16 protein-coding genes are annotated in these 25,824 nt (G+C 61.2%); 8 read left to right on the top strand and 8 right to left on the bottom strand.

The annotated features are described in order from the left end of the window. Nucleotides 1–876: 876 nt before the first annotated feature. Complete coding sequence (locus G0A00_RS14185; RefSeq protein ID WP_164180641.1) at nucleotides 877–2,670, bottom strand: ABC transporter ATP-binding protein; 1,794 nt, start codon at nucleotides 2,668–2,670, stop codon at nucleotides 877–879. Between the two features lie 515 nt (nucleotides 2,671–3,185). On the opposite strand from G0A00_RS14185, the gene G0A00_RS14180 reads away from it, so the two are divergent. Both G0A00_RS14180 and G0A00_RS14175 read left to right on the top strand, forming a co-directional pair. Then, nucleotides 3,186–4,409, top strand: coding sequence for a nucleotidyltransferase family protein (locus G0A00_RS14180; RefSeq protein ID WP_164180639.1), 1,224 nt, complete (start codon nucleotides 3,186–3,188; stop codon nucleotides 4,407–4,409). Nucleotides 4,410–4,532: 123 nt separating this feature from the next. Beyond that, nucleotides 4,533–5,672, top strand: coding sequence for an acyltransferase family protein (locus G0A00_RS14175; RefSeq protein ID WP_164180637.1), 1,140 nt, complete (start codon nucleotides 4,533–4,535; stop codon nucleotides 5,670–5,672). A gap of 232 nt (nucleotides 5,673–5,904) precedes the next feature. On the opposite strand, the gene G0A00_RS14170 is transcribed toward G0A00_RS14175, so the two are convergent. Together G0A00_RS14170 and G0A00_RS14165 are read right to left on the bottom strand one after the other, a co-directional pair. Further along, nucleotides 5,905–6,507 (bottom strand): sugar transferase, encoded by a 603-nt coding sequence (locus G0A00_RS14170; protein WP_368667706.1) that lies wholly within the window; start codon nucleotides 6,505–6,507, stop codon nucleotides 5,905–5,907. A gap of 368 nt (nucleotides 6,508–6,875) precedes the next feature. Continuing rightward, nucleotides 6,876–9,017, bottom strand: a complete 2,142-nt coding sequence (locus G0A00_RS14165) for a tyrosine-protein kinase domain-containing protein (protein ID WP_164180633.1) — start codon at nucleotides 9,015–9,017, stop codon at nucleotides 6,876–6,878. A gap of 444 nt (nucleotides 9,018–9,461) precedes the next feature. On the opposite strand from G0A00_RS14165, the gene G0A00_RS14160 reads away from it, so the two are divergent. The 5 genes from G0A00_RS14160 to G0A00_RS14140 all read left to right on the top strand — a co-directional run bounded on the left by G0A00_RS14160 (nucleotide 9,462) and on the right by G0A00_RS14140 (nucleotide 15,111). Then, the gene (locus G0A00_RS14160) at nucleotides 9,462–10,610 is read left to right on the top strand and encodes a glycosyltransferase family 4 protein (RefSeq protein WP_235952978.1); all 1,149 of its coding nucleotides are present in this window, start codon (nucleotides 9,462–9,464) and stop codon (nucleotides 10,608–10,610) included. 9 nt (nucleotides 10,611–10,619) lie between these two features. Then, on the top strand, nucleotides 10,620–11,465 hold the full coding sequence (locus G0A00_RS14155) for a sulfotransferase (protein ID WP_164180631.1): 846 nt from the start codon (nucleotides 10,620–10,622) through the stop codon (nucleotides 11,463–11,465). Then, nucleotides 11,447–12,754 (top strand): O-antigen ligase family protein, encoded by a 1,308-nt coding sequence (locus G0A00_RS26885; protein ID WP_164180629.1) that lies wholly within the window; start codon nucleotides 11,447–11,449, stop codon nucleotides 12,752–12,754. The genes G0A00_RS14155 and G0A00_RS26885 overlap by 19 nt, the downstream gene beginning before the upstream one ends. Further along, on the top strand, nucleotides 12,747–14,111 hold the full coding sequence (locus tag G0A00_RS14145) for a lipopolysaccharide biosynthesis protein (RefSeq protein ID WP_164180627.1): 1,365 nt from the start codon (nucleotides 12,747–12,749) through the stop codon (nucleotides 14,109–14,111). Before G0A00_RS26885 ends, G0A00_RS14145 begins: the two co-directional genes overlap by 8 nt. 91 nt (nucleotides 14,112–14,202) lie before the next feature. Beyond that, nucleotides 14,203–15,111, top strand: coding sequence for a sulfotransferase (locus G0A00_RS14140; RefSeq protein WP_164180625.1), 909 nt, complete (start codon nucleotides 14,203–14,205; stop codon nucleotides 15,109–15,111). 15 nt (nucleotides 15,112–15,126) lie between these two features. On the opposite strand, the gene G0A00_RS14135 is transcribed toward G0A00_RS14140, so the two are convergent. From G0A00_RS14135 to G0A00_RS14125, 3 genes are all read right to left on the bottom strand, one after another. Further along, nucleotides 15,127–16,581, bottom strand: a complete 1,455-nt coding sequence (locus G0A00_RS14135) for a right-handed parallel beta-helix repeat-containing protein (RefSeq protein ID WP_164180623.1) — start codon at nucleotides 16,579–16,581, stop codon at nucleotides 15,127–15,129. Between the two features lie 74 nt (nucleotides 16,582–16,655). Next, complete coding sequence (locus tag G0A00_RS14130; RefSeq protein ID WP_164180621.1) at nucleotides 16,656–18,446, bottom strand: M10 family metallopeptidase C-terminal domain-containing protein; 1,791 nt, start codon at nucleotides 18,444–18,446, stop codon at nucleotides 16,656–16,658. Between the two features lie 789 nt (nucleotides 18,447–19,235). Further along, on the bottom strand, nucleotides 19,236–20,333 hold the full coding sequence (locus G0A00_RS14125) for a transglutaminase-like domain-containing protein (protein WP_203595383.1): 1,098 nt from the start codon (nucleotides 20,331–20,333) through the stop codon (nucleotides 19,236–19,238). Between the two features lie 226 nt (nucleotides 20,334–20,559). On the opposite strand from G0A00_RS14125, the gene G0A00_RS14120 reads away from it, so the two are divergent. Continuing rightward, nucleotides 20,560–23,193 (top strand): cation:proton antiporter, encoded by a 2,634-nt coding sequence (locus tag G0A00_RS14120; protein WP_164180619.1) that lies wholly within the window; start codon nucleotides 20,560–20,562, stop codon nucleotides 23,191–23,193. A gap of 86 nt (nucleotides 23,194–23,279) precedes the next feature. Here G0A00_RS14120 and G0A00_RS14115 read toward each other — a convergent pair whose 3' ends face one another. Then, nucleotides 23,280–24,368: a ParB/RepB/Spo0J family partition protein gene (locus G0A00_RS14115; protein ID WP_164180617.1), complete on the bottom strand. Its 1,089-nt coding sequence runs from the start codon at nucleotides 24,366–24,368 to the stop codon at nucleotides 23,280–23,282. Beyond that, nucleotides 24,368–25,771: an AAA family ATPase gene (locus G0A00_RS14110; protein ID WP_066111304.1), complete on the bottom strand. Its 1,404-nt coding sequence runs from the start codon at nucleotides 25,769–25,771 to the stop codon at nucleotides 24,368–24,370. Before G0A00_RS14110 ends, G0A00_RS14115 begins: the two co-directional genes overlap by 1 nt. Between the last annotated feature and the right edge of the window lie 53 nt (nucleotides 25,772–25,824).

The following is a 25,824-nucleotide window of genomic DNA, read 5'->3' as shown; positions in this document are numbered from 1 at the left end:
CCAACCATTTTTCCGTCTTCCGCCGTCCTCCTGAGTTACGTCTTCGACACGTCCAGCGCAAAGAAGTTCAGGAGCCGAATAAGGCTTTGGGTCAGTCATTCAGTATACTCACAAGATAACAAGACACGCGTTAAGAACCGCACAAAAGCGGAAGAGCCCGTATGGACTTGAATTAAACTTAGACGTGAGGCGGCAAACGTCGCAGCCGCGTCACCTCAATTTAGGAGAACATGGAGGAATCCGTCGTGCAGGTCAGGCTGCCACGAGGAGTGCCGGTCGAGAAACTTGCGTCAAGCGCCGGACCCGGGCAGCTTGCGCCGTGGGTCAGTTGCTCTGCAGACCCCTGCAAGACCAGTCGGGGTGCGAAATAGTTCTGCTTATCCATAGAAAAACCTTTCGTTTACGAATTTCAGGTCAAAAAAGCACGCGCTTGTCTGCGCCGCCTTCAGGAGAAGGTGACATCGACAAAGGGCGTCGTAACAGGGAAGCTGGCGTCCGTCTGAGCACCTTTGCTAGTACCTGCAGTAAGGGATTCGACGCGGCCCATCTTGCAAAGGCTGGGTGCGGCGTAGGCGGTTTTTGCTGTAGTGTCAGTCATTGGAAATAATCTCCAAGATGATTGGGACCTTACGCGCTCCAGTTGAATTTCCGAGCACGCGCCTCAAAATTTTTAGCACAAAATTAACCTTTCTCCAAGGCGCGGCCCGCCAAACACCCTATTCCCGCCGACGCGCGGCTAATTTTTCAGCACCCGCAAGAAATCCTGTAGACAAGTTCAATTATCCTATGCCGAACAGAGACTTAAGAAGAACCGCTTTACGCACCAAGCGGCCCGTGTCGGAAAATAGATGACCCGCTGACATCCGTCAGAACCGTCTAATCCGGCATCTGCGCTTTAAACATTCTGTAGTAGCTGCCCCGCGCCGCTACGAGGTCCTCGTGCCGCCCCTCTTCTATGATCCGGCCGCCATCCAGCACATAGGTGTAATCCGCGAATCGAATGGTCGAGAGCCGGTGACTGATTACCAAAGCCGCGCGGTCCCCAAGCTTGTCGCGGAAATTGGAGAAAAGCGCAGATTCCGCGCTGGGATCGGTGGCACTGGTCGGCTCGTCGAGGATAAGAAACCGCGAGTTGGGAAAGAACGCCCGGGCAAGCGCCACCCTCTGCCACTGACCTCCGCTCAGCTCTTCACCATCGTCGAACATGCGCACCAGCATCGTGTCATAGCCACGTGGCAGGCGCGTGACGATGTCATGGGCTCCGGCAAGTGTCGCCGCCTCCTCGATGCGCGGCCCCATGGGATCCTGCGACAGATCGCCGAGGTGAATGTTTTCTCGTGCGGTAAAGGCGTATTGGCCAAAGTCCTGAAAAACCACACCGAATTGGCTTCGGTAATCCACCGGATCAAAATTTCGGATATCCTCGCCATCAAGGGTGATCCGCCCGCCCTGTGCGTCATAGAGGCGGCACATGACCTTGATCAGCGACGATTTTCCAGACCCATTGCCGCCCACAAGCGCGACGAATTTGCCCGGTGGCAGCGACAGAGAGACGCCCTTCAGCGCCGCATCGCTGCTGCGCGGATAGGAAAATTGGATGTTCTCCAGCCGCAGCCCCTCTGACAGCGTCTCGGGCAAAGCGCTCGCCTGCGCGGGTACTTTGATACTGGGCTCGATGTCCAGAAACCGAAAGAGCTGACCAAGAAACAGCCGGTCGTCGTAAAGGCGTGAGAGGCTTTGCACCGCCGCGCGCCCCGCCGCCTCGGCGCGCTGAAAGGCAACGAGCAGCAGCACCAAGGCGCTCAGCGCCCCGGCGTTGTCGGGAGCAGAGCTGGCAATCAGATAGGCGGAACCGATGAAGACCGCCCCGGCGACCAGCGCGATCAGGGCCTCGCGGGTCGCCCTGACCCATTCAATCCGCACCTGCGCGGCGCGGATCGTGTCGCGCAGCGCGCGGTACCGCAGTCGCAGCGTGTCACCGAGATGGAACAGGCGGACTTCCTTCGCGTATTGTTGCGACGTGAGCAGCCAGTCGAGATAGGACGCCTTCCGTTCCAATTGCACGCGCTGGGTAATCCATTGGTATCGCATGCTGGTCGAGCGCAGCTGCACCATCAACGTCAGCACCAACGCCAAGATCACCCCCGGCAGGATGCGCCAATCGAGCCCGACGATCACCACGCCCACACCGAGCAAGAGGATCAGGCTGCGCAGACAGGTCAGCGCGTTCGAAATCACCTCGGCGGGGCGCTGCGCACCGACTTCGCGGGCGCGTTCCAGCGCATCGTAATAAAGAGCGCTGTCAAAGAAACTGAGGTCCGCCGCGACGGTACGGCGCTGGATTTCTTCGTTGACCACATCTGCGACCAGCAGGCTCTGTTTTGCGCGCAGATAGGTGCCGCAAGAGGCCAAAAGCTTGCCCAGCGTAAGTGCCGCAAGGGTCAGCCCCAATGCGATCATGGTTCTTTGGTTGAAGACATCGACCTCGGCCGCGCCAGTCTGCGCGATAGAGCCTACCAGAACCTTAATTGCAAACAGCATGGCAACGCCGAAAACGGCCTCCAGCACCGCCACGATAACCACCAGAAGCGTCAACCGCCCGTCGGAATAGCGAAGCAGTGCCAGTACGTTTTTCCAAAAAGTGACGTAACCGCCAATCCTATTGAACATATTCTCAAATGCCTAAAAATGTAACGATACGTGGACGTTTTGTGCATCCAGTTTGCGGCCTCCTTGCCCGGTGACAAAGAAGGCGACGACGTGGCAATTTAAGGCTACGCACGGGTGACAAGGACGCAACCGGCAGGCATAGTCAACGTGAACATATGCATTTCCAGAAGTCACCAGACCTCTTTGCCTGCTTCATGCGCACCGCAAATTTTATGAAGTCCCCGCCCCTACCGCATCAAAATGCCAAGGTGGCTCTGCAGCGATCCACAAATGAGGGCGCTAATGCCGCAGATTATGACGCCAGAGCCAGGCGCGGCGAGAATTAAGCTGAAACCGCGCACCGCCCGTCTTCGGGCCAGAACGACGCTCTTGCAGCACGAACACTCGGCAGTTGGCAGGCAGGGCCGCCCACGCCCCACCCTCCAATGTCGGCGCGGCTCCCGCTTGCCCCTCACGGCTTGGCATGCGTTCAGAATTCCCCGGCCAGCACCGCCCGCGAGCAAAGGCTGAATGCTTTGAACTTTGATACGATCGACCCATCCTTGCTCACGGTGGACAATCAATTCTTGCTCTTGATGTCGCTTTTCTCGCTGTCGGAAAGCCAGAAGGAGTTCGCGCGGGCGCTGAGCGGTGAGGTGTCCGACTGGGAGGTGGTCTTCCGCTCCGCCGCAAGGAACCACAGCCTGCCGCAACTGGCTCGGAACCTGCGCGAGATCGGCTGGCCCGACGCCGCGAGACCGTTTCAAACGGAGGTTCAGGAAGCGGTCGCGCAACAGGCGCTGCAGAACCTGAAAGTGGTGTCAGAGCTGCGCCGATTTGTCGAAACCTGCGTTTATCCGCTGGACATCAACTTCGTGGTCTTCAAAGGCATCGTGCTGGCCCGGGAGTTTTATCCCGATATCGGGCTCCGCCCGTGCCGCGATATCGACATCGCGGTAGAGCCCCAGAGGTTCGCGCAACTCCTGCGAAAGGCGCTTCAGGAGGGTTACCAACTTTATGCCCCGAACGGCAAAGGCGGCGTGCTGACCAAAGAGCCCGACATCAAAGCGCTGCTGAAGTTTGCCCGCTCCGCTGTGCTGATCTCGCCGTCGGGCATCGCCATCGACTTGCAGCCCGGCATCGACAAATTTTCGGGAATTTTCGCCAGCTATGACCTCTTCGACAATCTCAAGATGCTGGACTTCGGCGGGCTTTCACTGCCGGTGATGGAGCCCGAGTTTCTATTCAACTACATTTGCCACCACCATGCCCGACATCTGTGGTCCCGCTTGCATTGGCTGAGCGATGTCGACGCGCTGCTCCACGCCCCGAGCTTTGACCTGAGGCGCGTTCGGAGCCTCGCCCAAGAGTTCGGTCAATTGGGCACCGTCGAGGCGACACTAGAATTTCACGCCCTCGCTGCTGCGCCAGAGCGCTGGGGAGATCAGACAACGGGGCGTGGAGCGGAGTTTCTAAGGCTTTGCCTGCTCAATCTTTCCGGGGACTTAGACCTCGAAAAGCGTATGGCCATGCATATGATGGGTGGCGAGTTCATGTTTAGCTGGCAAGCGGATTCCGACCTGCTGCGGAAGGCGCGAAAGAACTGGCTTCGCACCATGCTGCAGCCTTCGTTTCATCAGTATCAGTTCTGCCCTTTGCCACCGGCCATGCAGTGGATGTACTATCCCTCCAGAATTGCGCAGTTGTTTTCTTCCGGTTTGCGCAGACTGCTTATCAAACCGCCTTCCCTGAACGAATAGACGCATCCGACATCACATTTTCCGGCCTTGCGCATCTTGTCAGCGCACCGTCGCGCACGCCTCTTCCTGAGCTGCGACAATAGGCAGTCATTCCTCCTCCTTTTTCGATCTGGATTTCACAAAATGAACGGAAATAGAATCTACTATTTGGACGCGGCACGCGCCGTGTATATGTCGCTTGGCATCCCCTATCATGTGGGCCTGATGTTCATCGCCAGCGCGCAATGGTCCTACTTCATCGCTGACGGTGGGGCCATCATCAGGTTTTTCTGCGGCCTTTCCCACTCGTTCCGCATGCACGCCTTCTTCATGATCGCAGGCTTGTTCGCAGCTCTGCTGCTGCAGCGAACGGCCCCAATCGACTGGCTGAAATCGCGGATGGTGCGGCTCGGGGTGCCCTTTGTGTCTGCGGTACTTTTGATCAGCCCGATACAGATGTTCGTCTACGCCGTCCTGACGCAAGGCAGCTTCGACCTCGCCCTATCGGAGTTCATGAAACTGCTGACCACGCCGGGAAACCAGTGGATCGAGCACCTTTGGTTCCTGCCCGTGCTTATCGTGTGCTGCATCACCCTGACAGCACTTTGGATGTTGGGCATTCGGGATAAAATCCGCCAGTTTGGCGATTTCCTATCCAACCAGACACTCTTTCCCTACATCCTGTTCATCATCATTGCAGGGGTGGCCCTGCTGGAACGCGTAACCTCCACCGCAATCCTCGAGACCACCAATTTCGCGCTGATCACCATACTCCTAAAGGTGATCCGATACGTCGCGCTCTATTTCACCTTCTTCATGCTTGGCACGGTCCTTGGCACCTCCTCAGCTTTCTTGAACCGTTTCACCAGCTTCTCTTGGAGCTTTGTCGCGATCGGCGCGGTAAGCTTCTTCTTCTATATGCAGACTTGGCATATCCGTGAGGAGACATCCCAACTCATCAACCTCGTCGCAATATCGGGCACCGGCGTCGCCTTCTCTCAGATTACTCTGGTCCTTCTTAAGAAATTCCTCAGCAAACCCTCCCATGTCGTGAAGAAATTCGTAGACTACTCATTTTCCATCTATCTCGTCCACCACGCCTATATTTTTGTGGCGACACTGGCTCTGGCCAGCCTGCCGGTCGGAAACTTCGTGAAATTCCTGCTGATCACCGCAAGCGTGTTCATCCTATCCTGGCTCACCGCCATGCTCATCGCCGCATCCCCGGTGACACGCTTCTTGTTCAACGGTGTTCCATTCCGCCGCGCGCCCGCGACAGCATAAGGGCGCCGCTGCGAAGGACAGATCGCACCTGCTGTGCCACATCGCCCAGCAGGCGCACAGCAAGCCCCCAGAAAATACCCCTGAAAAGCCGAAGGCCCCGCCGGGGTGCAGAACGGAAACTCATCCGTCGCATCCCGCAGGGCCTTCTAGCTTTCTTCAAGTATCTTACGGGGCCGGGGTGGCTGGCCCGGTGTCGCTTCAGACGACCGGACCGAGCGAGCCGAGAGAAACGTTAGCGACCGGTCTTCCCGAGCACGGCCCAAGCGGTCCGCATCATGATATTCGCGTCCACCAGCAGCGAGCGCTGGCTCAGGTAGGCGACGTCAAGATTGACCCGCTCGTCATAGGACAGATCGTTGCGGCCAGAGACTTGCCAAAGTCCGGTGATCCCCGGCTTTTGCGCAAGATAATGCTGCTTTTTGTTACCGTATTTCGCCAGCTCGTCCTCGATGATCGGCCGCGGGCCGACGAAGGTCATCTCGCCCTTCAGAACGTTGAAAATCTGGGGCAGCTCGTCGAGGCTGGTTTTCCGGATGAAATCGCCGAAAGGGGTGATCCGGGGATCATTCGTCAGCTTGTGATCCCGCGCCCACTCTTCTGCGGCCGCCGGATTTGCGTCCAGATAGGCGCGCAGACGCGCCTCGGCATCAGGCACCATAGAGCGAATTTTCCAGCACCGGAAAGACGCGCCATTTTGACCGACGCGCTTGTGACCGAAGAACGCTTTACCGCCGTCACGCCGCGCAAGAACCGCCAAGGCCGCGATGACCGGCAGCAGCATCGGCGCGATCATGAGGACAAGCATGATATCCAACAGGCGCTTGCCAAATTGCATGTAGAAGCCCTCACGGCTCCGGAGCATGCTTTCAGAGTGGACCGTCTGAGAAACGTGATGCATCCGTCAACCTTTCCGACCAAAGAATGCGCGATGGTCTAGATGTCCCTTGGGATCAAATGTGCCAAAACTTAGCCCAGGAGGGGCGATTTAGTTAAAATTGTGTAAACTACTTTAGAATGATTCCTTTGGAATAAGCACAGCCTTCTCGACAGTGACGGTAGATAAAAGTAACCGCCGCCAAGAATTTAGTCACATTCCCGATATTGACTTTTTATCTGTGTCAGCAACATGACATTCGCTCGGCCATCCGAGATGCCTCCTATAGCATTCCCGGCAAAAGCAGCAGAGTTCAGGCCCGCGTCATATCAGTAGCTGGACTTTCGCTCTGGCGCACCAAAGCGCGCTCCGGCGGAGTACGGCACTTTCGCAAGCACGAGTGTCAATCGCGACATGGCCTTTTTGGGCAGCAGGGTGAACACTTCATTCAAGGCTGACGTGGGCGTTTGATTGTAGCCGGTCACCAAGAGCGTGTGGTTCGCCACTTCGGCGACGGATCGCGCCTCGGGGAATAGCAGCACCGGAGGCGTGTCGATCAGCACCACGTCGTAGCGCTCTTTGAGTTCATTGACCAAACTCTTGAAGTGTTTCATCTCCAGCAAATCCGCCGGGTTGCGCAGATCCTCGCCCGCGGGCAGGTAATCGAACCCCAGCTCAGAGGAATGCTGAACATACTGCAAGGCACCAATCGGATGATCCGTGATCGCCTGCTGCAGGCCGACAGCGGGCAAATTCGGCTCTATGCTGCTGGTCAGGCCGCGTGCGCGCAGGTCTGCATCAATGATCAAAGTGCGCTTTCCCACCAGCACGAAACTGCTGGCCAAAGCGCCGCAGAGGGTCGATTTGCCCTCTCGGGGAAGCGCCGAAATGACATTGATGGTCAGCGGCTGGCCCGGCTCAGCCTGCTCTAGGATCAGCCTGCGGCAAATACGGACCGCTTCGGAAAAAGCGTTGTCCTTGCCCGCAAGAAAGCGGCCATTGCGCAGGGGTCTGGCAAATCGCATCCGGCTTTTCAGACGCGGGATTTCGACGCGCGCATAGGCGCGCGCAGCCGCCGGCATATCGGACAGACTGCGAATACGCTCGTTCGAGGCTTCGCGGATCAGGACGACAGCCGCACCGACCAGCAGACCCAGAACTGCGGCAATCGCAACAAAGCGCCGCCGACCTTGGCTGTCCGCTTTCACCGGCGGCGCCGCACGGGCCAAGAACCGCCCGCCTTGGTTGCGAAGCCCGCTTTCCATGACCAGCTCTTTCAACCGCGCCAAGGCGCTGGAATAGACCGCTGTCGTTGTTTCCAGTTCCACCTCGAGGCGGCTGAGCGTCAAAGTGTTCTCATTGCTGCTGCGCAACCGGCTTGCCAGACGGTCGCTGCCCGCCTCGAGCGCGTCCCTGCGCTGTTCTTGGGTGGCCAGCGACGCCGTCACCGACGCGCGCACCGCGTCGAGGCCACTGCGCGCGGTTTCGGCGGTTGGGGCTGTGGACAGGGCGCTGCGGGTGATCCCGGCGAACCGCGCATCCGTGGTCAAACGCTCTGCGATAACCTCCGGTGCCTCGCCCGCGAGTGCATCCAGCGCATCCCGCACCGCGCCCAATGCCTCTATCTCCCCGGTCACCTCTGCCGCGCGCGTATTCAGCTCCGCAAGTTCCGAGGACAGGGCCTGCAGGGCGGCGGGATCGTTGACCTGAATATTCGCCCGCGCGTCCTGCAGAGCGGATTGATCTGCCTGAACCTGCATACGCAGCGATTGCACGCGCGCGCTCAGCGCTTCGATCGCCTGCTCGGCTTCCTGACGGCTCGCCTCGAGGCCAAAATCGAGGAAGGCTTCGACCAGCTTGTTGGCGATATCTGCGGAAAGCTCTGGATCCTGCGTGGTCGCGGCCACGACGATCACATTGCTATTGGGAATTGCGGCGGCGCTATAGGTGCTCAGCAGCCATCCCAGCAGGTAATCCTGCTCTACTTCTCTGGGCGAAGTGGCATCCGTGCTGGCGGGCTGGCTCAGCCCCAGACCATAAAGCATGCGGCGAATGAGCCCCGGTTGCTCAACAATCGTCTCGACGCCGATATAGGGGTTGATCTCTGGATCTTCAGCAAGACCCAATTCCTCAATCACCTGCGTGGCAAGGGCGCGGGAGTTCAGGATATTGACCGCATGGACAACCACGGCACTGTCGACGGTTTCCCGATCGCTGCTGTCCAGCGCGATGATATCAAGGTTGTCCCGCGTCAGAATGAGCTGCGCCTCAGCCGAATAGCTGTCGCTCCCGCGGAGGGCGGCGAAAGACGCTATGGCTGCGAATAGAAGCGCGGGCAAAAGCAGCGTGAGCTTGTTGCTTCGGAGCACACGCCAAAGAGCGACCAGGCCTATCGGACCTTCATTTTCCTTTTCACCGAACGCGCTTAGCACTTTGTAGTCCGGCTCGGATGGCATGTTAAGTTTGGTCATCGTGTTCCACGTCTAACACTTTGAAATACTTGTAATGATTAGTAAATCAGGGGTAGAAATACGCGCCCGCTTAGCGCGTTTAGGTTGATTCTTAAGAAGGGTCGCTCTACTATCTTGGTTAAAGCTTTTCATCGGCATGGCTGGCAAGCCGCTTGTACCCCCCATGCACGATGATTTCTTAAAGTTACAAAATTTTATCCAAAACGATGAACCCTTAAGCTACTTTTTCAGCATCTCCTCATAGCTGAACGAGATTTCGGGGACCTCATCTGCAAGTCGAATGGACAACACTTGGTTTTCCTTGTGATGTCGCCGCACGGGGTGGGACGCATCCCTCTGACGAGCCGTGGGACAGTGGTCGACCCTTACAGACATCTCTGGTGCCGTTGAAAGTCTCGTTTATCGGGAAATTCCTTTTAAAGAAGTCTGTCTTAGGAGCTGACTTTGAAGATCGCATTGATTTTGGAAACCTCAGGGGGCGGGTCCGGTCGTCATGTTCTGGATTTGGCGGCGCAGTTCCTTGAGTACGGGCATGAGGCCACGGTTTTTTGGTCTCCGGTACGGGCAGAAGACGACTTCGTAGAGCGATTGGAAGGCCTGACCGGTGTGCGAAACGTCTCGGTCGAATTGCACCGTTCCGTCGGGCTGCATGACCTCGCAGGCTGGCGCCGATTGACCGCAGCGCTGCAAGCGCACGGACCCTTCGATGTTCTGCACGCTCATAGCTCAAAGGCCGGGGCGCTGGTGCGGATGTTGCCCCGCCGGGTGCCCGGTCTGCGGCTCTATACGCCGCATGGGCTGCGCACGATGGATCCCGACATCTCTGCATTTGGCGCGCTGATCTACGGCGCGATCGAACGCCTATTGGCGATGCGCGGGGATCCGGTCATCGCCGTCAGCGCCGCCGAACTCAAACATGCCATGCACATCGGCCTCTCCCCGATGCAGGTGATCGCGGTCGCCAATGGCGCCGCGCCCAGGCTGGGCATGTCCCGCACAGAGGCTAGAGCGGCCTTTGGCGCTGACGATTCAGAGGTGGTGATCGGCTTTGCCGGGCGCATGGTCGAACAAAAAGACCCGCTGCGCTTTGTCGAGGCCATCCGTCTCGCCGCCCCTCACATCCCGAACCTGCGGGCGGTGATGATGGGCGACGGGCCATTGATGCAGGAGGTGCGCCGACGTGCGGGCGACGCTCCGGTCACCTTCATGGGCTGGTGCGATGCCCCTGCCCTTATGAATGGGCTGGACCTTTTGTGCGTGACCAGCCGCTACGAAGCGCTGCCTTATAGCTTCCTCGAGGCCCTGCACGCCGGTGTGCCGATCCTGAGCACGGCGGTGGGCGGCGTTGACGAAACGATCCTCGGCGCCGAAGCTGGCGAAAAGCAGACAGGGGTCATTCTCCCGATGACCGCCTCCGGCCCCGAGATCGCCAAGGAAATCATCCGTCTCGCCTCGGATGCAGACCTGCGGCAGAGCCTGTGCCGCGCGTCTCTGGCGCTGGCGGCGGAACGGACGGTTGAAACCATGACCCGAGCGACGCTGGAAATTTATCAGCGCTCCGTACCCAAGACGATGTCCCTTACGAATGCGTGAGCTTGATTTATGACTCATATCCTCCCGAATTTCATTTACGGCGGCCCGCCCAAAGCCGGGTCTTCTTGGATTTACAGCCTGCTTGACGCGCACCCCGAGGTCTTTGTCCCTGAGGGGAAATACGTCCAGTATTTCACCGACTTCTACGACCGCGGCCTCGATTGGTACGCCGAGCAATATGCAGATGCGACGCCGCAGCAGACCGCGCGCTGCGATCTGACCACCGACTATCTGTTTGTGCCCGAAGCCGCAGAGCGGCTGGCGCGGGACATCCCGGACGCGAAGATATTCTTCTCGCTCCGCAACCCGATCGAGCGGGACTGGTCGGCCTATCAGCATCTTCTGAGGGTCGGGCAGGTCAGGGGATCGCTGGCGCAGGAAATCGACGTGTCGCACCGGCTGCTGTCCTCCTGCAGCGCCTATAGCACCGCGATCAGCCGGGCTTGGAACCTGTTCGGCAAAGAGAACACGCTGGTGCTCTATTTTGACGACATCCGCACGCAACCGCAGCAGACCGCAGACCAGTTGCACGATTTCCTTGGCGTCTCCCGCCGCACCATCGCCACAGCAGAGGGCGCGGCCAAAAATCCGGCACGCGCCGCCCGCAATCCCCGCCTGAACGGGCTGCTGAAAAACGCCGCCATCGCCATGCGGGCCGCGGGATTTTCACGCGCTCTCAGTGGGCTCAAGTCCAGCCCGATGATCGACAAGCTTCTGTTTTCCAAAGATTCCGTGCCCAAGCTGCGCGACAGCCCAGAGGCGCAGGATTTCCTCTCCGCACGCCACACCGCAGAGATCGCCAAGCTGGAAACCCTGCTGCAAAAGGATCTGTCCAAGTGGCGTCTGCAATCCTGACAGACTACTCAGAGCCAAGACTTAAAGTATTGTCCTGGCGCATCTTTTTGATCTGCATGTGCCTCAATTTCTTCGTGATGGTTGAACCCGCGCCTGCCGATCTGCTGTTTTTCGTCTCGCTGGCCTGTTTCGCGCTCGCCCCTTGGCAGAACATTCGTTTTCTGAACGGCGTCGCAGCCATCGGCGTGCTTCTTTATGTGATCTCAAGCGTAATTGCGCTCTTCTTTGTCCAGTACAACCTCCCTTTTGCCCTGCGGGCCGTCGGGATTGAGTTCTACATGATCGGTCTGTTCCTGATGACCGGCTACTACAGCGCGTCCAAAGGCGACTCGGCGTTCTTCTGGATCCTGATGTCGCTGACGATCGGTGCCCTGATTTCGGCCGTCATCGGCTATCTGGCGCTGTTCGACCTCGTCCCCCGAAGCGATCTGTTCTTTCGCGGTGACGATGGCGAGCGCAACCGGCTGATGTCCACGTTCAAAGACCCCAACGTTTTTGGCCCGTTCCTTGTCCCAAGCGTGCTCTTCTCGGCTTGGCTCATGGTCTCTTCGCGGAAGTTCTGGCGTTTTGGGCTGTTCTCGCTGGTCTTCTTGCTGGTGGTGCTGATTGCCTCCCTGTCCAGAGGCGCGATGATCCACGCCGGGATATCGCTTTTCCTGATGATGATCGTGCTGTTGATCCACGGACGCAGCGCCCGGCCCACCTTCCTGACCTTCATCGGGCTGTGCGTGCTGGTCTGTGTCGTCGCCCTGACCCTAATGGACCAGATCACCGCCGCTTTGGACAATTCGCTGATGGGGCAGCGCATGTCGCTTCAGAGCTACGACGACACAAGATTTTCAAACGTGGCGGACGCCGCAAACCGCGTACTGGAGAACCCGCTTGGCATCGGCCAAGGCCAGTCGCGCTACCTTTACGGCTATCTGCCGCACAACACCTTCGTCGCTTTCGCCCTGCAAAACGGCATTGCCGCAAGTCTGGGCCTTCTGCTGATCTATCTGGCCGCAATGGGGCGCTGCCTCGTGAAGGTCCTCGACAAGCAGCCGGGCTGGACGAAATATGCCTTTGTGCTCTCCATCCTCTGCGGGCTTTTGGTGCTCATGCAGGTGGTGGGATCCTCTCATTGGCGCCACCTCTACATCGTCTGCGGTCTGGCGTTTGGAAATTACCGAACCGACGCCCCAACCGACACCGGCGAGCAGTGGCGCCCCTCTTACATGCGGCGCATGTCCGCAAGACCCGGCCTGCTGTATCGCCTGCTGACACCGGAACGAGATCGCCATGTCTGACCTCACCAGCGCCGCCCGGCCGCGCGCCTCCCGCCTGCTGAGCGGCGCCGCCATGGCGCTTCTGATCCGACTGGGATCGGCAGGGCTGTCCTTTGCCTCGATGGTCGCCATATCGCGATGGCTCGGCGCGACCTCCTACGGTGAATTTGCATTCATGCTGACCTTGGGCAGCTTCATGGGGCTCGCCGCGACGCTGGGGCTGCCCACCTTGGCCCTGCGCGCGATCCCGCAGATATCCGCCGCGGGCGGCGCCTATCTCAGCACGGCAACCCCGCGTTTCGTGCGCCGCACCTGCACCGCCATCCTTGGCGCAGGCGCGCTGATCTGTCTGGTGATGGCGCTGGTCAGCTTTGGGCTGGGCAATCCCCTGATCCTCTGGGCGGGGTGCCTCGTCCTTCCCTTCGCCTATGCAGAGCATTTGTCGCACGTCCTGCGCTCTTTGGGCAGCATCACCACGGCGTTGGTCTATCGCGACATCCTTTGGTACGCGCTGACAACCGCGCTGGCGGCGCTCGCGGGCGGCCTCCTGCCCAGCTTTGGCCCGGTCTGGCTGCCCTCGCCGATCCCCGCTTTCGTCGCCATCTCCGCGCTGCTTCTGGGCCTGATCGTGATACAGGGCCGCAGCCTCCTGCTCGCGCTCAGGCGATGGCCCGCGCCGAACGTCGAAACCGCGGCAGACGCCGCCGGGCAGTATCGCATCGGCTGGCGCTCCGAGGCGCTGTTCCTGTGGCTGTCCACCATGTCCGGTGCGGTGCAACGCCACCTCAGCGTCGTGGTGACCGCGCCCTTCCTGACCGCGACAGAGACCGGCGCCTTCTTTGCCGCCCATCGCACCGCCCTGCTGCTCTCGCTGCCGCTGATTGCCGCCAATCTTGTTGCCGCCCCGCTCATCGCGCGGGCTTGGGCCGAAAAGAGCCCGCAACGCGTCCAGCGTCTGTGCAAATTGATCGTGCTGGGCGCCTCCGTTCCCGCGCTTCTGGGGCTGGTGGTGATCAGCTTCGCCGGGAATTTTCTGCTCAGCCTGTTTCACCCCGACTTCGTGATCGCGCTCGGCGCATTGTATGTCTTCGCCATCTCGTCGCTGATCAACGCGCTGTGCGGGCCCACGGGCGGGCTGATGCTGATGACCGGGCATGAAAAGCTCTTTGTGGCCATCCAGATCTCCACCCAGATCGTCAGCCTTGGGCTGACCATGATCGGCGCCGCCTATTGGGGCATCATGGGCGCGGCCATTGGAGCGAGTCTGGGCACCGCAAGCTGGAACATTCTGGTCTGGCTCTGGTGCCGGCGTAATATCGGGATCGATCCGACGCTCTTCGCATGGGTCTCCACCCCCCAAACACCCAAAGCCTCTTGAAGCGCGGCACATCAGCCATAGAGACACCTCTATTTCATGAAATTTCGATCAGACCGTAGTGATTGACCAGATCAGTAAAGCGACGCAGCCCATGACACAGATCGATAAGCCCGCGGCCGACACGATGAAAAAACATGTGTTCTTTATCGGCCCCAAGAAGACCGGCACGAGCTGGATCAATTCCTATCTCGAACGCCGCGACGATGTGGTCACGCCGCATACCACCAAGGAAACCTTCTTCTTCGATCGCTACTTTTCCAGAGGTCCGGAATGGTATGAGGCACAGTTCCGCCCCACCGCCGACGAGGGTTCTGTGTTTGTGGAATGCGCACCAAGCTACGCGGGCGCACCAGAGGCGATCGCCCGCATCTGTAAGACTGTGCCGAACGCCACTTTCGTCATCACGCTGCGCGAGCCGGTCGCGCGGGTGCAGTCCCATTGGAAGCACCTCATCAGGTATGGGCATCAGGGCAAGACCCCGCTCGACGCCATGTCGCCAGAGAGCGAATTGTTCCTCGACTCGCAATATGCCGACATCCTGAGCACGGCCATCGCCCATGCACCGCCCGGACAGGTCTTTGTCATCCTCTATGAGGATCTGAAGCGCGATCCGCTCGCCTTTGCGCGGTCTGTATGTCACGCGGTCGGCGTGCCAGAGCAGGCACCCGACACAGAGATCCTCGGCCGACAGGTCAACGGCGCGCAGAAGCCTCGCAACGTGATGATCTCGGCTGCCGCCGCCAAGGGCGCAGAGGTCATGCGCAACGCTGGCCTGCACCGCGTTGTGCGCATCGCGCGCAAGTCGGGTCTGCGCAACCTGCTGGAACGGCCCTATAATGCAGACGAAGCGCGCCTCGATACCGAGACCCAAGCAGCGATCCGCGAGAAACTGTCGCAACAGATGCTCGACACCGCAGAGATCCTCCGACGCCATCCCACATTGGCACCGCTTGGAAATGCCGACACGCTTGCGCAGAAAATCTCTGACTGGGCGCAGTAAGCCGGGCCACGCCCCTTACAAAGCGCCCGCATTCACCATCTGATCTCGCGGCGCGCCATCAGCGCTTTTGTCAAAAGGCGGCGGCGCAAAACCCGGATCAACATAACCGCGCGCCGGGGACGCAGAGCTCAGCGAGAAGTTCAGATTGGGCGCATCGACAAACTCAGGGTCCCTGTCCACAAGGTTGTCCGCGAGCAGAAAGGTGCCCTCGCCCGAGGTCCCCACCAAGAACCCCGCCGCGCCATCCGTGTTGTAGACGATGTTCCCGACGAAGTCGCAGTCCCTCACGATGCCAGCCGCAACCCACTCCGGATCATCCCAGCCGGACAGACGCACGGAATTGCCCCCACCGTCCCGGTTGCAGTTGTACAGCGTGTTGAACCTGATCCTCACCCCGGATATCTCGCCGCTAGGGACATCGCCCGGATGCTTCTGGCAGTAAACGCCGCTCAGCTGAATATCGCGACATATGTTGTTGAACACGGCGATGTTCTTGAGCGAATGGTCGGGCATTTCACCGCTTTTCAACCCTGCGTCGCGCGCCTCACGCGCCAGCGCGATCCCGATGCGGCAATTCCAAATGAGATTTCCATAGACGGCAACGCCCTGAACGGTGTTCACCCCCGCATCCAGATATACGCCGTACCGTTTTATATTCCAGATTCTGTTGCCGTATATCTCACCGCCAACCACCCCAGCCTTATAATCAATTCCATATTGCAGACTGTCGTGAACATCATTGTCGCGGGTGATGATATCGCCGCAGGATGAGGTGACGGATATCGCTTCATTGCGCCCCCCCTTCGGCGCAAAATCGTTGGGAAGGTTGGTCTCCGAAACATCGTTGCGCTCGATCAGCACATCGCGCAGACGCGGGGTCTGCTCGGTCGCAAGCCGGTCCCGCGGCGGAAACCCTGCGACCATGATCGCGGAATTTCCCGTCCGCCGAATGAGGTTCCCGGACAGCACAATTCGCCCGAACTGAACGCCCGGATCGCCGCCAAGCACATAGATCCCCCGCCCCGAGACATCTTGGATCGCAAGGTTCCTGATCTGAACATGCGATTGCGCCGACACGACGATGCCGTTGCGCCAGCGCGCCGCTTTCTGCCCGCCCGCGCCGCCATAGATTTTGTGCCGCTGCAAATCCCCCGAAATCACGGCCTGACGTTCTTCGCCCGGAAGCGTGGTCAGCACAATCGGCAGCCCCTCTTCTCCCGAGCGGGTCACAACTATGGGCTCATACACCCCCGGACGGAGCCGGATCTCATCGCCGGGGCGGGCAGCGTCCAAGGCCCGGCCCGGCGTTTGATAAGGGGCCTCGATCGAGCCATTGCCCAAACTGTCATCACCGCCCGGCGCAACATAGATCGCATTGCCCGGCTGCTGTGCGTTTGACAAAGCGGGGCGCTGCCCGGCAACCATCCCACCGGCGAGCGCAAGAACGGTGCGGCGCGTAAACGTCAGCATAGGCAGCCCCAAAATCTTCGAGCTATATCAGAAGCTTGACGCCAAACGCTCCGCTCAGCCTCTGGGTCCGGCGATCAGACCCAAAACAAAGCATCCGCGCCCGCGGCGTCCAGATTGAAGACAGAAGTCAACGCCAGTGTGTCGCCGCTGTCAAATTGGAACACAATGCCATTCCCGTCGACGGATCCGCAGGTCTCAAACAGCGCGCCAAGGCTGTCCACCGTGACCGAGACGAGGTCACGATCGAGCTTCAGCCGATCCCCTTCGGAATAATCGAAATCCTTGATCCGGTCATTGCCGCTGCCAAGGAAGAAACAGAAGCTGTCCGCACCGCGACCGCCGCTCAGCACATCATCGCCGGTGCCACCGTTGAGCAGGTCGTCATCCGTCTGACCCACCAAAAGATCATTGCCCGCACCGCCCATCAGGCAGTCGTCGCCAGCGTTGCCAAAGATGATATCCCGGCCCGCGCCGCCATAGATGACGTCATTGCCATCCCGGCCCCAGACCCAGTCATCGCCGCCAGCGGCCTTGATCAAATCATTGCCCGCCCCGCCGTCGATCTCATTGTCCAGCCGGTTGCCGGTGACCGTGTCATCGCCGCTGCCAAGGTTGAGGTTCTCGATCTCTGTGCCTTCGGCAATCGCCATGGCGCCGGTGCGGCCATTGATGTCCGAATACGCACCTTCATTCAGGTCGACCTTATTGTCCGTGGTCAGCGGCGACAGATCCAGCGTATCGGTGCCGCTGGCGTCATAGATGGTGAAGACAAAATTGCGGTTGCTGCCAAGCGCCGCATCGCTGCCCTCCAGGAAACTGTCAAACGCATCATCAAGATAGGTGCCAAAGTCAGAGCCATGGCCCCACACGGAATTCCCCGCAGTGACGCCATTTTCCGCCGCCCCATAAATCGATTGAATCGCCATGACGTCGGCCATCATCGCGGTAATCGGCAGGCCGTAGTCGGCATCAACGGCGGTGTTCTCTGACTGGCTGAAATAGGACATCACCGACACTTGCCAGCTGTCGTTCAGGAAGGTCTCGCTTTTGCCATAGACCGCGCCACCATCGTATTTGCCCATATGGCCAAGGCCCAGAGCGTGCCCGATCTCATGCACATAGGCGACCATGCTGTAACTGTTGAGCTCTGCGCCAAAGCGGTTCAGCCAGCCGCTCGCAACGTTGATCTCGGCGCTGACAATGGTGGTGCCCCATGTGGTGGTGTTCGTGAACGAGCCAGAGGAGTCATCGTCGAAGGTGATCTGTCCGTTCTTCTTGACCTCGACGAAATCGAGATCGGCGACCATCTCCCAAGCGTCCAGCGCCCAACGGGCAAGCTGCTTTCCCTCGGCGGTCAGCCCGGTCAGATTCACCGTGATCTGATTGCTGTCCTGCAGCGCGAAGGACCGTTCGTCGCGGCTGGTTTCTTCCCAATAGCCATCGACGAGGTAATCCGCCAGCGACTCGACCGAGGCGAAATCTCCAACGGCCGGGGTGGCGGTATCGCTGTCGATATCGAGCCGGTAGGTTCCCGTCAGCTTGTCGCGGTAAGATCCCACCGAGACGTAATAAAGGCCACTCGATGTGGGGGTAAAATCAACCTCGGCGTCATTGCCGTGACGGCCATCGTCGTTCGAGGCCACCTGCAGTCCGCTGCTGTCGTAGATCCGCAGCAGGCCATCATCCAATGTGCCGCCGCCGCCCCAGTAACCGGACTGGCTGATCTGATAGGTGACGCCCGCCTCCAGCGTGACGGCGATCCAATCACGGTCCCCAGCGGCATCTAGCGCGCCATAAAAGCTACCGCCCACCGGCAGGCTGTACCCGGTATCCTGAGTCTCAGAAGCATCGGTACTTTCGAACACGCTCGCTCCATAGATTCGCAATCCGTCGCTGTCCGTATGACGTTCGGGATCAAAAACTGTGGTTGCAGCGCAAATCTCACACATCGTGCACGCTCCTGTCTATTCGCGGATGTGATTACCGTCTGCCAGCGCGATAAGGCTGGCGCTCTGCGCACAAATGGGAGACCACTGTGGTCAAAAGACGGTCGAACGATGAGTGAAATTGGGCTCGATTGTCTTATTGCTGCATCAATTCCGCGCAATCGCGTAGGTTACACGAAAGTTAATTTGACTCGCCTAAATATTAGAATTTCTCGATATTTCCTGAAAGGCCGAGCGCGGGACTCTATACAGCAGGGTGACGTAAGGGCCGGTCTGACCAATTGCGCATCGCACCGGGGGACACTCGCTCAGAGCGAGGGCCTATCCCCTTGTCTTTGGACGGTTCTGTATAATGCGCCTGCCGCACGGCCTCGGATTGCGATCCGACGCGCGGCATTTGCCCGACGCGGGCGCATCCCCCCTGCCCCAGCGTCACCGCTCGTCCGCGCGGCCGCGACGAGGGGCGCTTGAGGGGCAGCCTCGGTCAGGACGGCAAAAATGCACAAAAATGCTATGGGTCGATAACGTCGCGTAAGCCCAACAGATAATTTTCGCAGCGGGCGAACAATCGCGCAGTTTCTAGGCAGAGGCCTGCCGAGATGTGGCATTGGCGCTGCGCGTCGTCACGCAGCTGGCGTCAGATCTGCCGATCCGGCCAAGAACCGACGGCCCCCACCAAAGCGGAGGCCGTCCAATAGCTCACCGCCCTCAGGCGTCGATCTCACGCACGGTGATCTCATAGGCAAAGCTCGACGGGTCCAGCTCGTCCTGCTCCACGCCGTCGATCTCGGCCTGCGGGTACATCAGGAAGCCGACGCTGTCGCGCTCCGAGCCGGGCAGCGCCACGTCATGGGCGAAGTTGTAGCCGACCCAATTGCCTTCCCACGACCCGAACAGCCCCGCACGCACCGCGCGCACCTTGGGATCGTCGAGGCCGAGGTTCTTCGGCGGCTCTTCCAGCATCACCTTGCGCACATCCGCCGGATCGACCGCGACCCAGCCATAGTCCTCAAGGAACACTTCGGCGCGGCAGTGCTGCGCCTTGCTGACGTTCTCGGAACTGGCGCCAAGGCTTTTGTAGCCGAATTTCGACGGCGCCACCCGCAGACCGTAGACATCGCGCGCAGGCAGGCCCGCGGCGCGCGCCAGCCCGACGTAGAGCGCGTTGAGGTCGGCGCATTTGCCGGTCAGATCGCCCATCTCCAGCATCGAGGCCACATCGCCGATGCCGCAGCCCCGGGTCTCGGGGTTGCGCTCGGTGCTCTCGACCACCCATTCGTAGATCGCTCGCGCCTTCTGCAGATCACCGCTCATGTTCTCGGTGATCATGTCCGAGGTCGCCTTGACGATGCCGTCGGTGGGGATGAGCCGCGTCGGCGCGGTGTAGAGCGCGCGCTCTTCGTCCGACAGGCTCGCCCCCTGCCCCGGTTCGCCCAGATCGACAAACCGGTCGCGGGTCTCGACCTCGGCGGTGATCTCCAGCTTGGCCTGCGCCTGACCCGAGGACCACACCGCGTGGACGTATTTCGCACCGCTCTCGGCGTCGGTCTTCAGCTCGGCGCTGTCGGCATTGCCGCTGAACGCCGGAGCCTCGGCCCGCATCCATGCCTCTTCGTTGACCGAGGGCACGGGGATCCACGCCTGCACCGGCTTGCCGTCCGCCGGGATGTCGATCTTGGTGGTCAGCGCAAAGCGGCGCCAGTCGGCGGGCTTCGGCGAGAAGGCGGCAAACGCGCCGCGCGGCAGCAGCGCCGTCAGGGTCAGCGCAGCACCCGCGCCGATGAAATGTCTGCGATCCAATTGCATGTCATGCCTCATTGTAGATTCCGCGTCCGCCCCCCATTTGGCCCCGCAGATACAGCCGCAGGCCCCAGTTCTCAAGAACCCAGGGCGACCCGAGCCGCAAAGCGTACCCATCCGCCCGATATCGAGGCCGAAATCCGCCCCCCTGCCCTGCCCGCGCGCGCCACCCCACGAAGATTTTTGCCAATCGCCAGTTCTCCCAGCGTCAAACTCGGTCTATCTGAGGCGCATGGATGTCGTTCTTGTCACCGCGGTCATCGCGTCGCTCTTTCTCGTCATCGCCGCGGCCGAGCCGCTGGCGGCCCGTCTCCGTCTGCCCTACAGCGCGATCCTCGCGCTTTTGGGCACGCTTATCGGCGCGGCGGCGATCTTCTTCTTACGCACCGATTTCACCGATGCGCTCAATCCCGTGGCCGCGGCGATCATAAATTTCCCCATAAGATCAAACGTCTTCCTCTATGTGTTCCTGCCCACGCTGCTGTTTCAGGCAACGCTGGGCATGAACCTCAGGCGGATGCTCGACGATTGGGTGCCGATCCTTGTGCTGGCCATCGTCGCGGTGGTCGCGGCCACGGTGTTTGTCGGCTTTGCGCTGTCGTGGACAAGCTCGCTGCCGCTCGCCGCCTGTTTCCTCGTGGGCGCCATTGTCTCGACGACCGACCCTTCGGCAGTGGTCAGCATCTTCCGCTCGATCGCCGCGCCACGCCGGCTCGTTCGGATCATCGAAGGCGAAAGCCTGCTCAACGACGCCGCCGCCATCGCGCTCTTCAGCCTCTTCATGGGCTTCGTGATGGAGGGCGTGCCCGATCCCACGCTCGGCGGCGCGCTGGCACAGTTCCCCATGCTTCTGGGCGGCGGTGCACTGGCGGGCTGGCTGGTGGCGCAGGGCGCAATCGGGGCCATGGCGCTGCTGGCGCGCTATGAAAAGGCGCAGCTTTCGGTCTCCATCGCCCTGCCCTATCTGGCCTATATCGGCGCCGAGCAACTCTTTGGCGCCTCCGGCGTCATCGCCGTTGTCACCGCCGGGATCACGCTTAACCTCGTCGGCCCCGGCAAGATCCCTCCCACCGCATGGGCCAATCTCAACGACACTTGGGACATCCTCGCCCATTGGGCCGGGGCGCTGATCTTTATCCTCGCCGCGCTGCTGATCCCGCGGCTGCTCGAGGACGTACACTTTGGTGATTTCGTCCTGATCCTCGTGGTCACCGCCGCCGCCATCGCCGCGCGGGGCGCGATCCTTTCGGGGCTGCTGCCGATCCTGCGCATGTTGCGCCTCTCGCCAAGGATCGAACGGCCCTACCGCGTCGCCATCCTCTGGGGCGGGCTGCGCGGCGCGCTGACCCTCGCGCTGGCGCTCGCCGTGACCGAAAGCTTCCGCGTGCCGATCGAGGTGAAACGCGTCGTCGGCATCCTCGCCACCGGCTTCACCCTCTGGACGCTGCTGGTGCAGGGCACCACCCTCACATGGGTGATCAAAAAGCTCGGCCTCGACCGCCTCGCCCCGCTTGATCAGGCGCTCAGCAATCAGGTCGTCGCCGTCGCCCTGCAGACCGTGCGCGAGCAGGTCTCGACGACCACAGACACCTACGGCCTTGACCGCGAGATCGTCCGCTCCGAGGCGAAACGTTTCGGCAAGCGCCTCGACGCCGCGGTGAAGACCGCCGAGGAAGGCGACGAGATCCAAGACCGCGACCGCGTCACGCTGGGCCTCATCGCGCTGGCCGGGGCCGAACGCGACGCGACAACGGCGGGCATCCGCGAGCGCACCATCTCGCTGCGGCTCGCACAAAAGGCGCTGTCGGATTGCGACCGGCTGATCGAAGGCGCGCGCAGCGATGGCCGCGTCGGCTACCAGCGCGCGGCCAAGGCCAATGTGCGCTACGGCAACGTCTTCCGCGCGGCGCTCTTTGCCCACAACCGCCTGCATATCTCCGGCCCCCTCGCCCGGCTCACCGCCGACCGTTTCGACCTCTTGCTGTCGAAACAACAGATCCTGCGCGATCTCGAAGGCTTCATCGACGGGCGCATCCGCCGCATTCATGGCCGCCGCGTCGCCGAGTTGCTGCGCGATCTGCTGACCCGCCGCCGCGAGGCCACCGAACGCGCGCTCGAGGGTCTGCGCCTGCAATATCCGGGCTATGCCGAGGAACTGGAACGCCGCTTCATCCGCCGCACCGCGCTGCGCCTCGAAGAAGGCGAATACGACACGATGCACGAAGACGGGCTGATCGGAGACGAGCTTTACACCGCGCTCAGCCAAGACCTCGCCCGCCGCCGCGCGCAGGCCGACGAGCGCCCGCCGCTCGATCTGTCGGTGCAGCGCGCCGAACTTGTCCGACGCTTCCCGCTCTTTGCCGATCTCGAGGAAAAGGAAATCCGCCCCCTCGCCCGCGGCCTGCGCACCCGCTACGTCGCCCCCGGTGATGTGATCAGCCGCCGCGACAGCACCGCGCGCAGCGTCTATTTCATCGCCTCGGGCGCGGTCGAACAGCGCGTCGCCGGGCACACCTACCGCTTGGGCCGCGGCGATATGTGCGGACAGCTGGCGCTGCTGATGCCGCGCCGCCGCCGCTCGGAGCTGGTGGCGATCACCCCCTCGACCCTGCTCGAACTGGACGAGACCCGCTTCAAGCGCCTGCTCAAACGCAGCGCCCGGCTGCGCGAAGCGGTGCGCGAAAGCGCCACCCGCCGCGGGCTCGACCTCAATGACATCCTCGGCGAAGCCCCCGAGGTCGCCAAGGCGCTCGCCAAACCCGATCCCAAGCCCGCTCCCAAACCCACTTCCGAGCCTGAGGCCAACGCGCCGGACGCCGAGGCCAAGCCCGAGGCCGTCAAGGCTGACGAGCCAACCAAGGGATGAGCGCTTTCCCCGGCCGAGAGCCCCTCGGCCGAGGAATACATAATTAAATCATAATCTTAGAGCGCCTCTCTCATTCTCCACCTACGCTACTTCCCCGGCGCTTCCAGCAGCCGCTCCAGCTCGAACATCGCCGCCTCCATCAGCTCGCGCCCGACCCGCTTGCCGCCGACGCGGATGTACCAGCCCTGCGTGTCCTCGCCCAATTGCAGCGTCAGCCCCGACGACAGCGCCTTGGCGGGCGCCGGTTTGGCCGCCTTCTTCGGACGCCCACCCCGAGCCGGGTCCAGCTTCCGCTCCACCCCGTCGAGCGCCGCGGCGATCTGCTCGGCCTCCTCGGCAGGCGTCTCCGGCACCTTCTCGGCCAGCGCCTCGCGCAGCCGCACCTCGGCGCCGTCGCGCAGCGCCGCGGCAATGCGCAGCCCGTCCTTCTCCTTGAGCAGATCGGGGAAGGTCAGCATGTCGCCCAGCTCTTCGAAGATCAGCGCGAACGAGCGGATCTTCGAGCGCTTCGCCTTCGACGCCATGGGAAAGAGCGCGTTCACCGCCTCCTCGGCATTGACGAAAGCCCCCTGCTGCGCCGCGATCACCGCGATGCGCCCGCGCTCGTAATGGCTCAGGTTGGCGCGGATCTCGTTCTCTTCGATCATCGCCGCAAAGGTGCCCCCCATCGCCTCGGGATCGCGGATCACCGCCTTGATCTTGGCGTAGCGCGCATCCTTGGTGAGCGCGTAAAGATCGCGCACCGCCTTCAGACGGCGGTAGCCCGACAGCAGCCCATAGCCGAAGCCCTGCGCGTCATCGGGCGTGGCGAAGACCTCCACCGGCAGCCGCAGCCCGCCCTTGGCGATCGAGGCCTTCAGTTCCTCCATCTCCTCGACGTCCAGCACCACCCGGTCGCGCACCAGCGCGTCGGCGTTGATGTCCTCCACCGCCAGCTCCAGCATGAGCAGCCCGCGCCCCTCGGCGTCGCGCATCCGCTCGGCATCCACCCGGTCCTTGGCATCCTCGGCGCGGCGCTCGGGCGGGCGCGGATCATGCAGTGTCGCGGCCTCGGCGGCCACCTGCGCGATCGGCGCCGAGAGCGGCCCGCGCCCGGCGGTCTCGCGGCGAAACTCCTCTTCGTAGCGGCTCAGGTCCTCTGCCGAGGGCGCTTCGAGCTTGCGTCTCTTGGCCATCAGATTGCCTCCCGTTCAGCATTTTCCATCTGCACGTCCCGCCACCAGGTGCCGAGGATCACTTCCTTCACCTCGGCCCATGTCCGGTCGAAGGTCTCACGCCCACGCACATAGGTGTCGCGGTTGAAGTCACGATAATCGGTCTCGTAGATGCCCGAGACCTGCTCGCCCGCCTGCCCCACCATCGCCGTCAATTCCTGCCGGTAGGTGGTCATGAAATCCCCGAAATAGGCTTGGATCACATTCGCCAGATCGGTCTGCTGCGCCGCGTCGAACCGCGTGACCAGCGCGCGCACCGCGTCCCATTCAAAGCGCATCTCCGGCAGGCCGCCCTGCCGCCGCACCCGGTTCTCGCCCTCTTCGATCGAGGCGAAGGTGGAATAGATCATGTCAAAGAAGCGCCCGGTGGAGTCGAACTCCAGAAAGCTCGCCCCCAGCGGCACCAGCAGGATGTCAGCGGCCGACAGCGCATTGATCGTCAGATAGCCAAGCGCCGGCGGCGTATCGAGCAGGATGATGTCATATTCGTCCAGCATCCCCCCGTCCTGCAGCGCATTGGTCAGCGCATCCCACAGCGGCCAGCTCAGCATCTGCATCCGCCACACCGGCACCTGAAACTCCGCCCAATAGAGGTTCAGCTGCGCGCCAATCAGGTCGATGTTCGGCCAGTGGGTTTTCTGCACGAGGTTTCGCGGCGAAACCTCTAACGCTGCGGTCAGTGTCTCATCAAAGGGGAAAGGTTTCTGGCCCGAGGCCTCGCGCACCTTGTTCTCTTGCTGCAGATGCTGCGCGTAATCGCGCGCCAGCATCGGGAACACGGTCTGCCATTCGTCCTCGACCTTGCCGCCCATGATCGAGGTCATCGAGCCTTGGCTGTCGAGATCGATCACCAGCACCTTGTAGCCATCAAGCGCGGCGGACATCGCCAGATGCGCGCAGGTCGAGGTCTTGCCGACGCCGCCTTTGAAGTTGGCCACAGAGACCACCTTCGCGGGCTGCCCCTCGGGACGCCACGCGCGATACTCGCGGTCCTTGGCACCTTCCTCGGCGAAATGGTCGCGCAGCCGCAGCACTTCTTCGAGGGTGAACCACTTCGAGCCGCCCTCGCCTTCGCCCTGCGGCAGGTCCGGGTTCTGGCGCAGCACACGGCGCAGATGCGCGGCGTTCACCGGGATCAGATAGCGGCAGACTTCCCATGTGGAGAACCGCCGCAGACGCTTGGCGCCATCGGGGGCATAGCCGCGCCGGGCCAGATCGTCGCGCCCGCGCATGGCAAAGGCGGCGGCCTTCGCAAAGCGCGCGGTATCGATCGGATCAGAGAGCTTGGCAGCCGCCTCCGCTGGGTCGATATTGAAATAAGGGGGAAGATCAGCCTTCGGGGAACTGCCCGGTTTATGTGCCATGTCGCCTCACCACGTTCGCTGTTTGCCGCGATATCGCTGAAACTATGGCACAT

It is taken from the genome of Salipiger sp. PrR002 (assembly GCF_010500775.1).
In the GTDB taxonomy this organism is placed as follows: domain Bacteria; phylum Pseudomonadota; class Alphaproteobacteria; order Rhodobacterales; family Rhodobacteraceae; genus Salipiger.
Note: the sequence above shows the minus strand (reverse complement) of the source record. Positions and strands in the feature narration are given on the sequence as shown.

Excerpts from the sequence above, each read along its gene's own strand:
- G0A00_RS14135 (WP_164180623.1), bottom strand. The coding sequence starts at position 16,581 with ATGCTGACGTTTACGCGCCGCACCGTTCTTGCGCTCGCCGGTGGGATG.
- G0A00_RS14125 (WP_203595383.1), bottom strand. The coding sequence starts at position 20,333 with ATGCAATTGGATCGCAGACATTTCATCGGCGCGGGTGCTGCGCTGACC.
- G0A00_RS14185 (WP_164180641.1), bottom strand. The coding sequence starts at position 2,670 with ATGTTCAATAGGATTGGCGGTTACGTCACTTTTTGGAAAAACGTACTG.
- G0A00_RS14165 (WP_164180633.1), bottom strand. The coding sequence starts at position 9,017 with ATGACCAAACTTAACATGCCATCCGAGCCGGACTACAAAGTGCTAAGC.
- G0A00_RS14145 (WP_164180627.1), top strand. The coding sequence starts at position 12,747 with ATGTCTGACCTCACCAGCGCCGCCCGGCCGCGCGCCTCCCGCCTGCTG.
- G0A00_RS14155 (WP_164180631.1), top strand. The coding sequence starts at position 10,620 with ATGACTCATATCCTCCCGAATTTCATTTACGGCGGCCCGCCCAAAGCC.
- G0A00_RS14140 (WP_164180625.1), top strand. The coding sequence starts at position 14,203 with ATGACACAGATCGATAAGCCCGCGGCCGACACGATGAAAAAACATGTG.
- G0A00_RS14110 (WP_066111304.1), bottom strand. The coding sequence starts at position 25,771 with ATGGCACATAAACCGGGCAGTTCCCCGAAGGCTGATCTTCCCCCTTAT.
- G0A00_RS14115 (WP_164180617.1), bottom strand. The coding sequence starts at position 24,368 with ATGGCCAAGAGACGCAAGCTCGAAGCGCCCTCGGCAGAGGACCTGAGC.
- G0A00_RS14120 (WP_164180619.1), top strand. The coding sequence starts at position 20,560 with ATGGATGTCGTTCTTGTCACCGCGGTCATCGCGTCGCTCTTTCTCGTC.
- G0A00_RS14170 (WP_368667706.1), bottom strand. The coding sequence starts at position 6,507 with ATGCAATTTGGCAAGCGCCTGTTGGATATCATGCTTGTCCTCATGATC.
- G0A00_RS14175 (WP_164180637.1), top strand. The coding sequence starts at position 4,533 with ATGAACGGAAATAGAATCTACTATTTGGACGCGGCACGCGCCGTGTAT.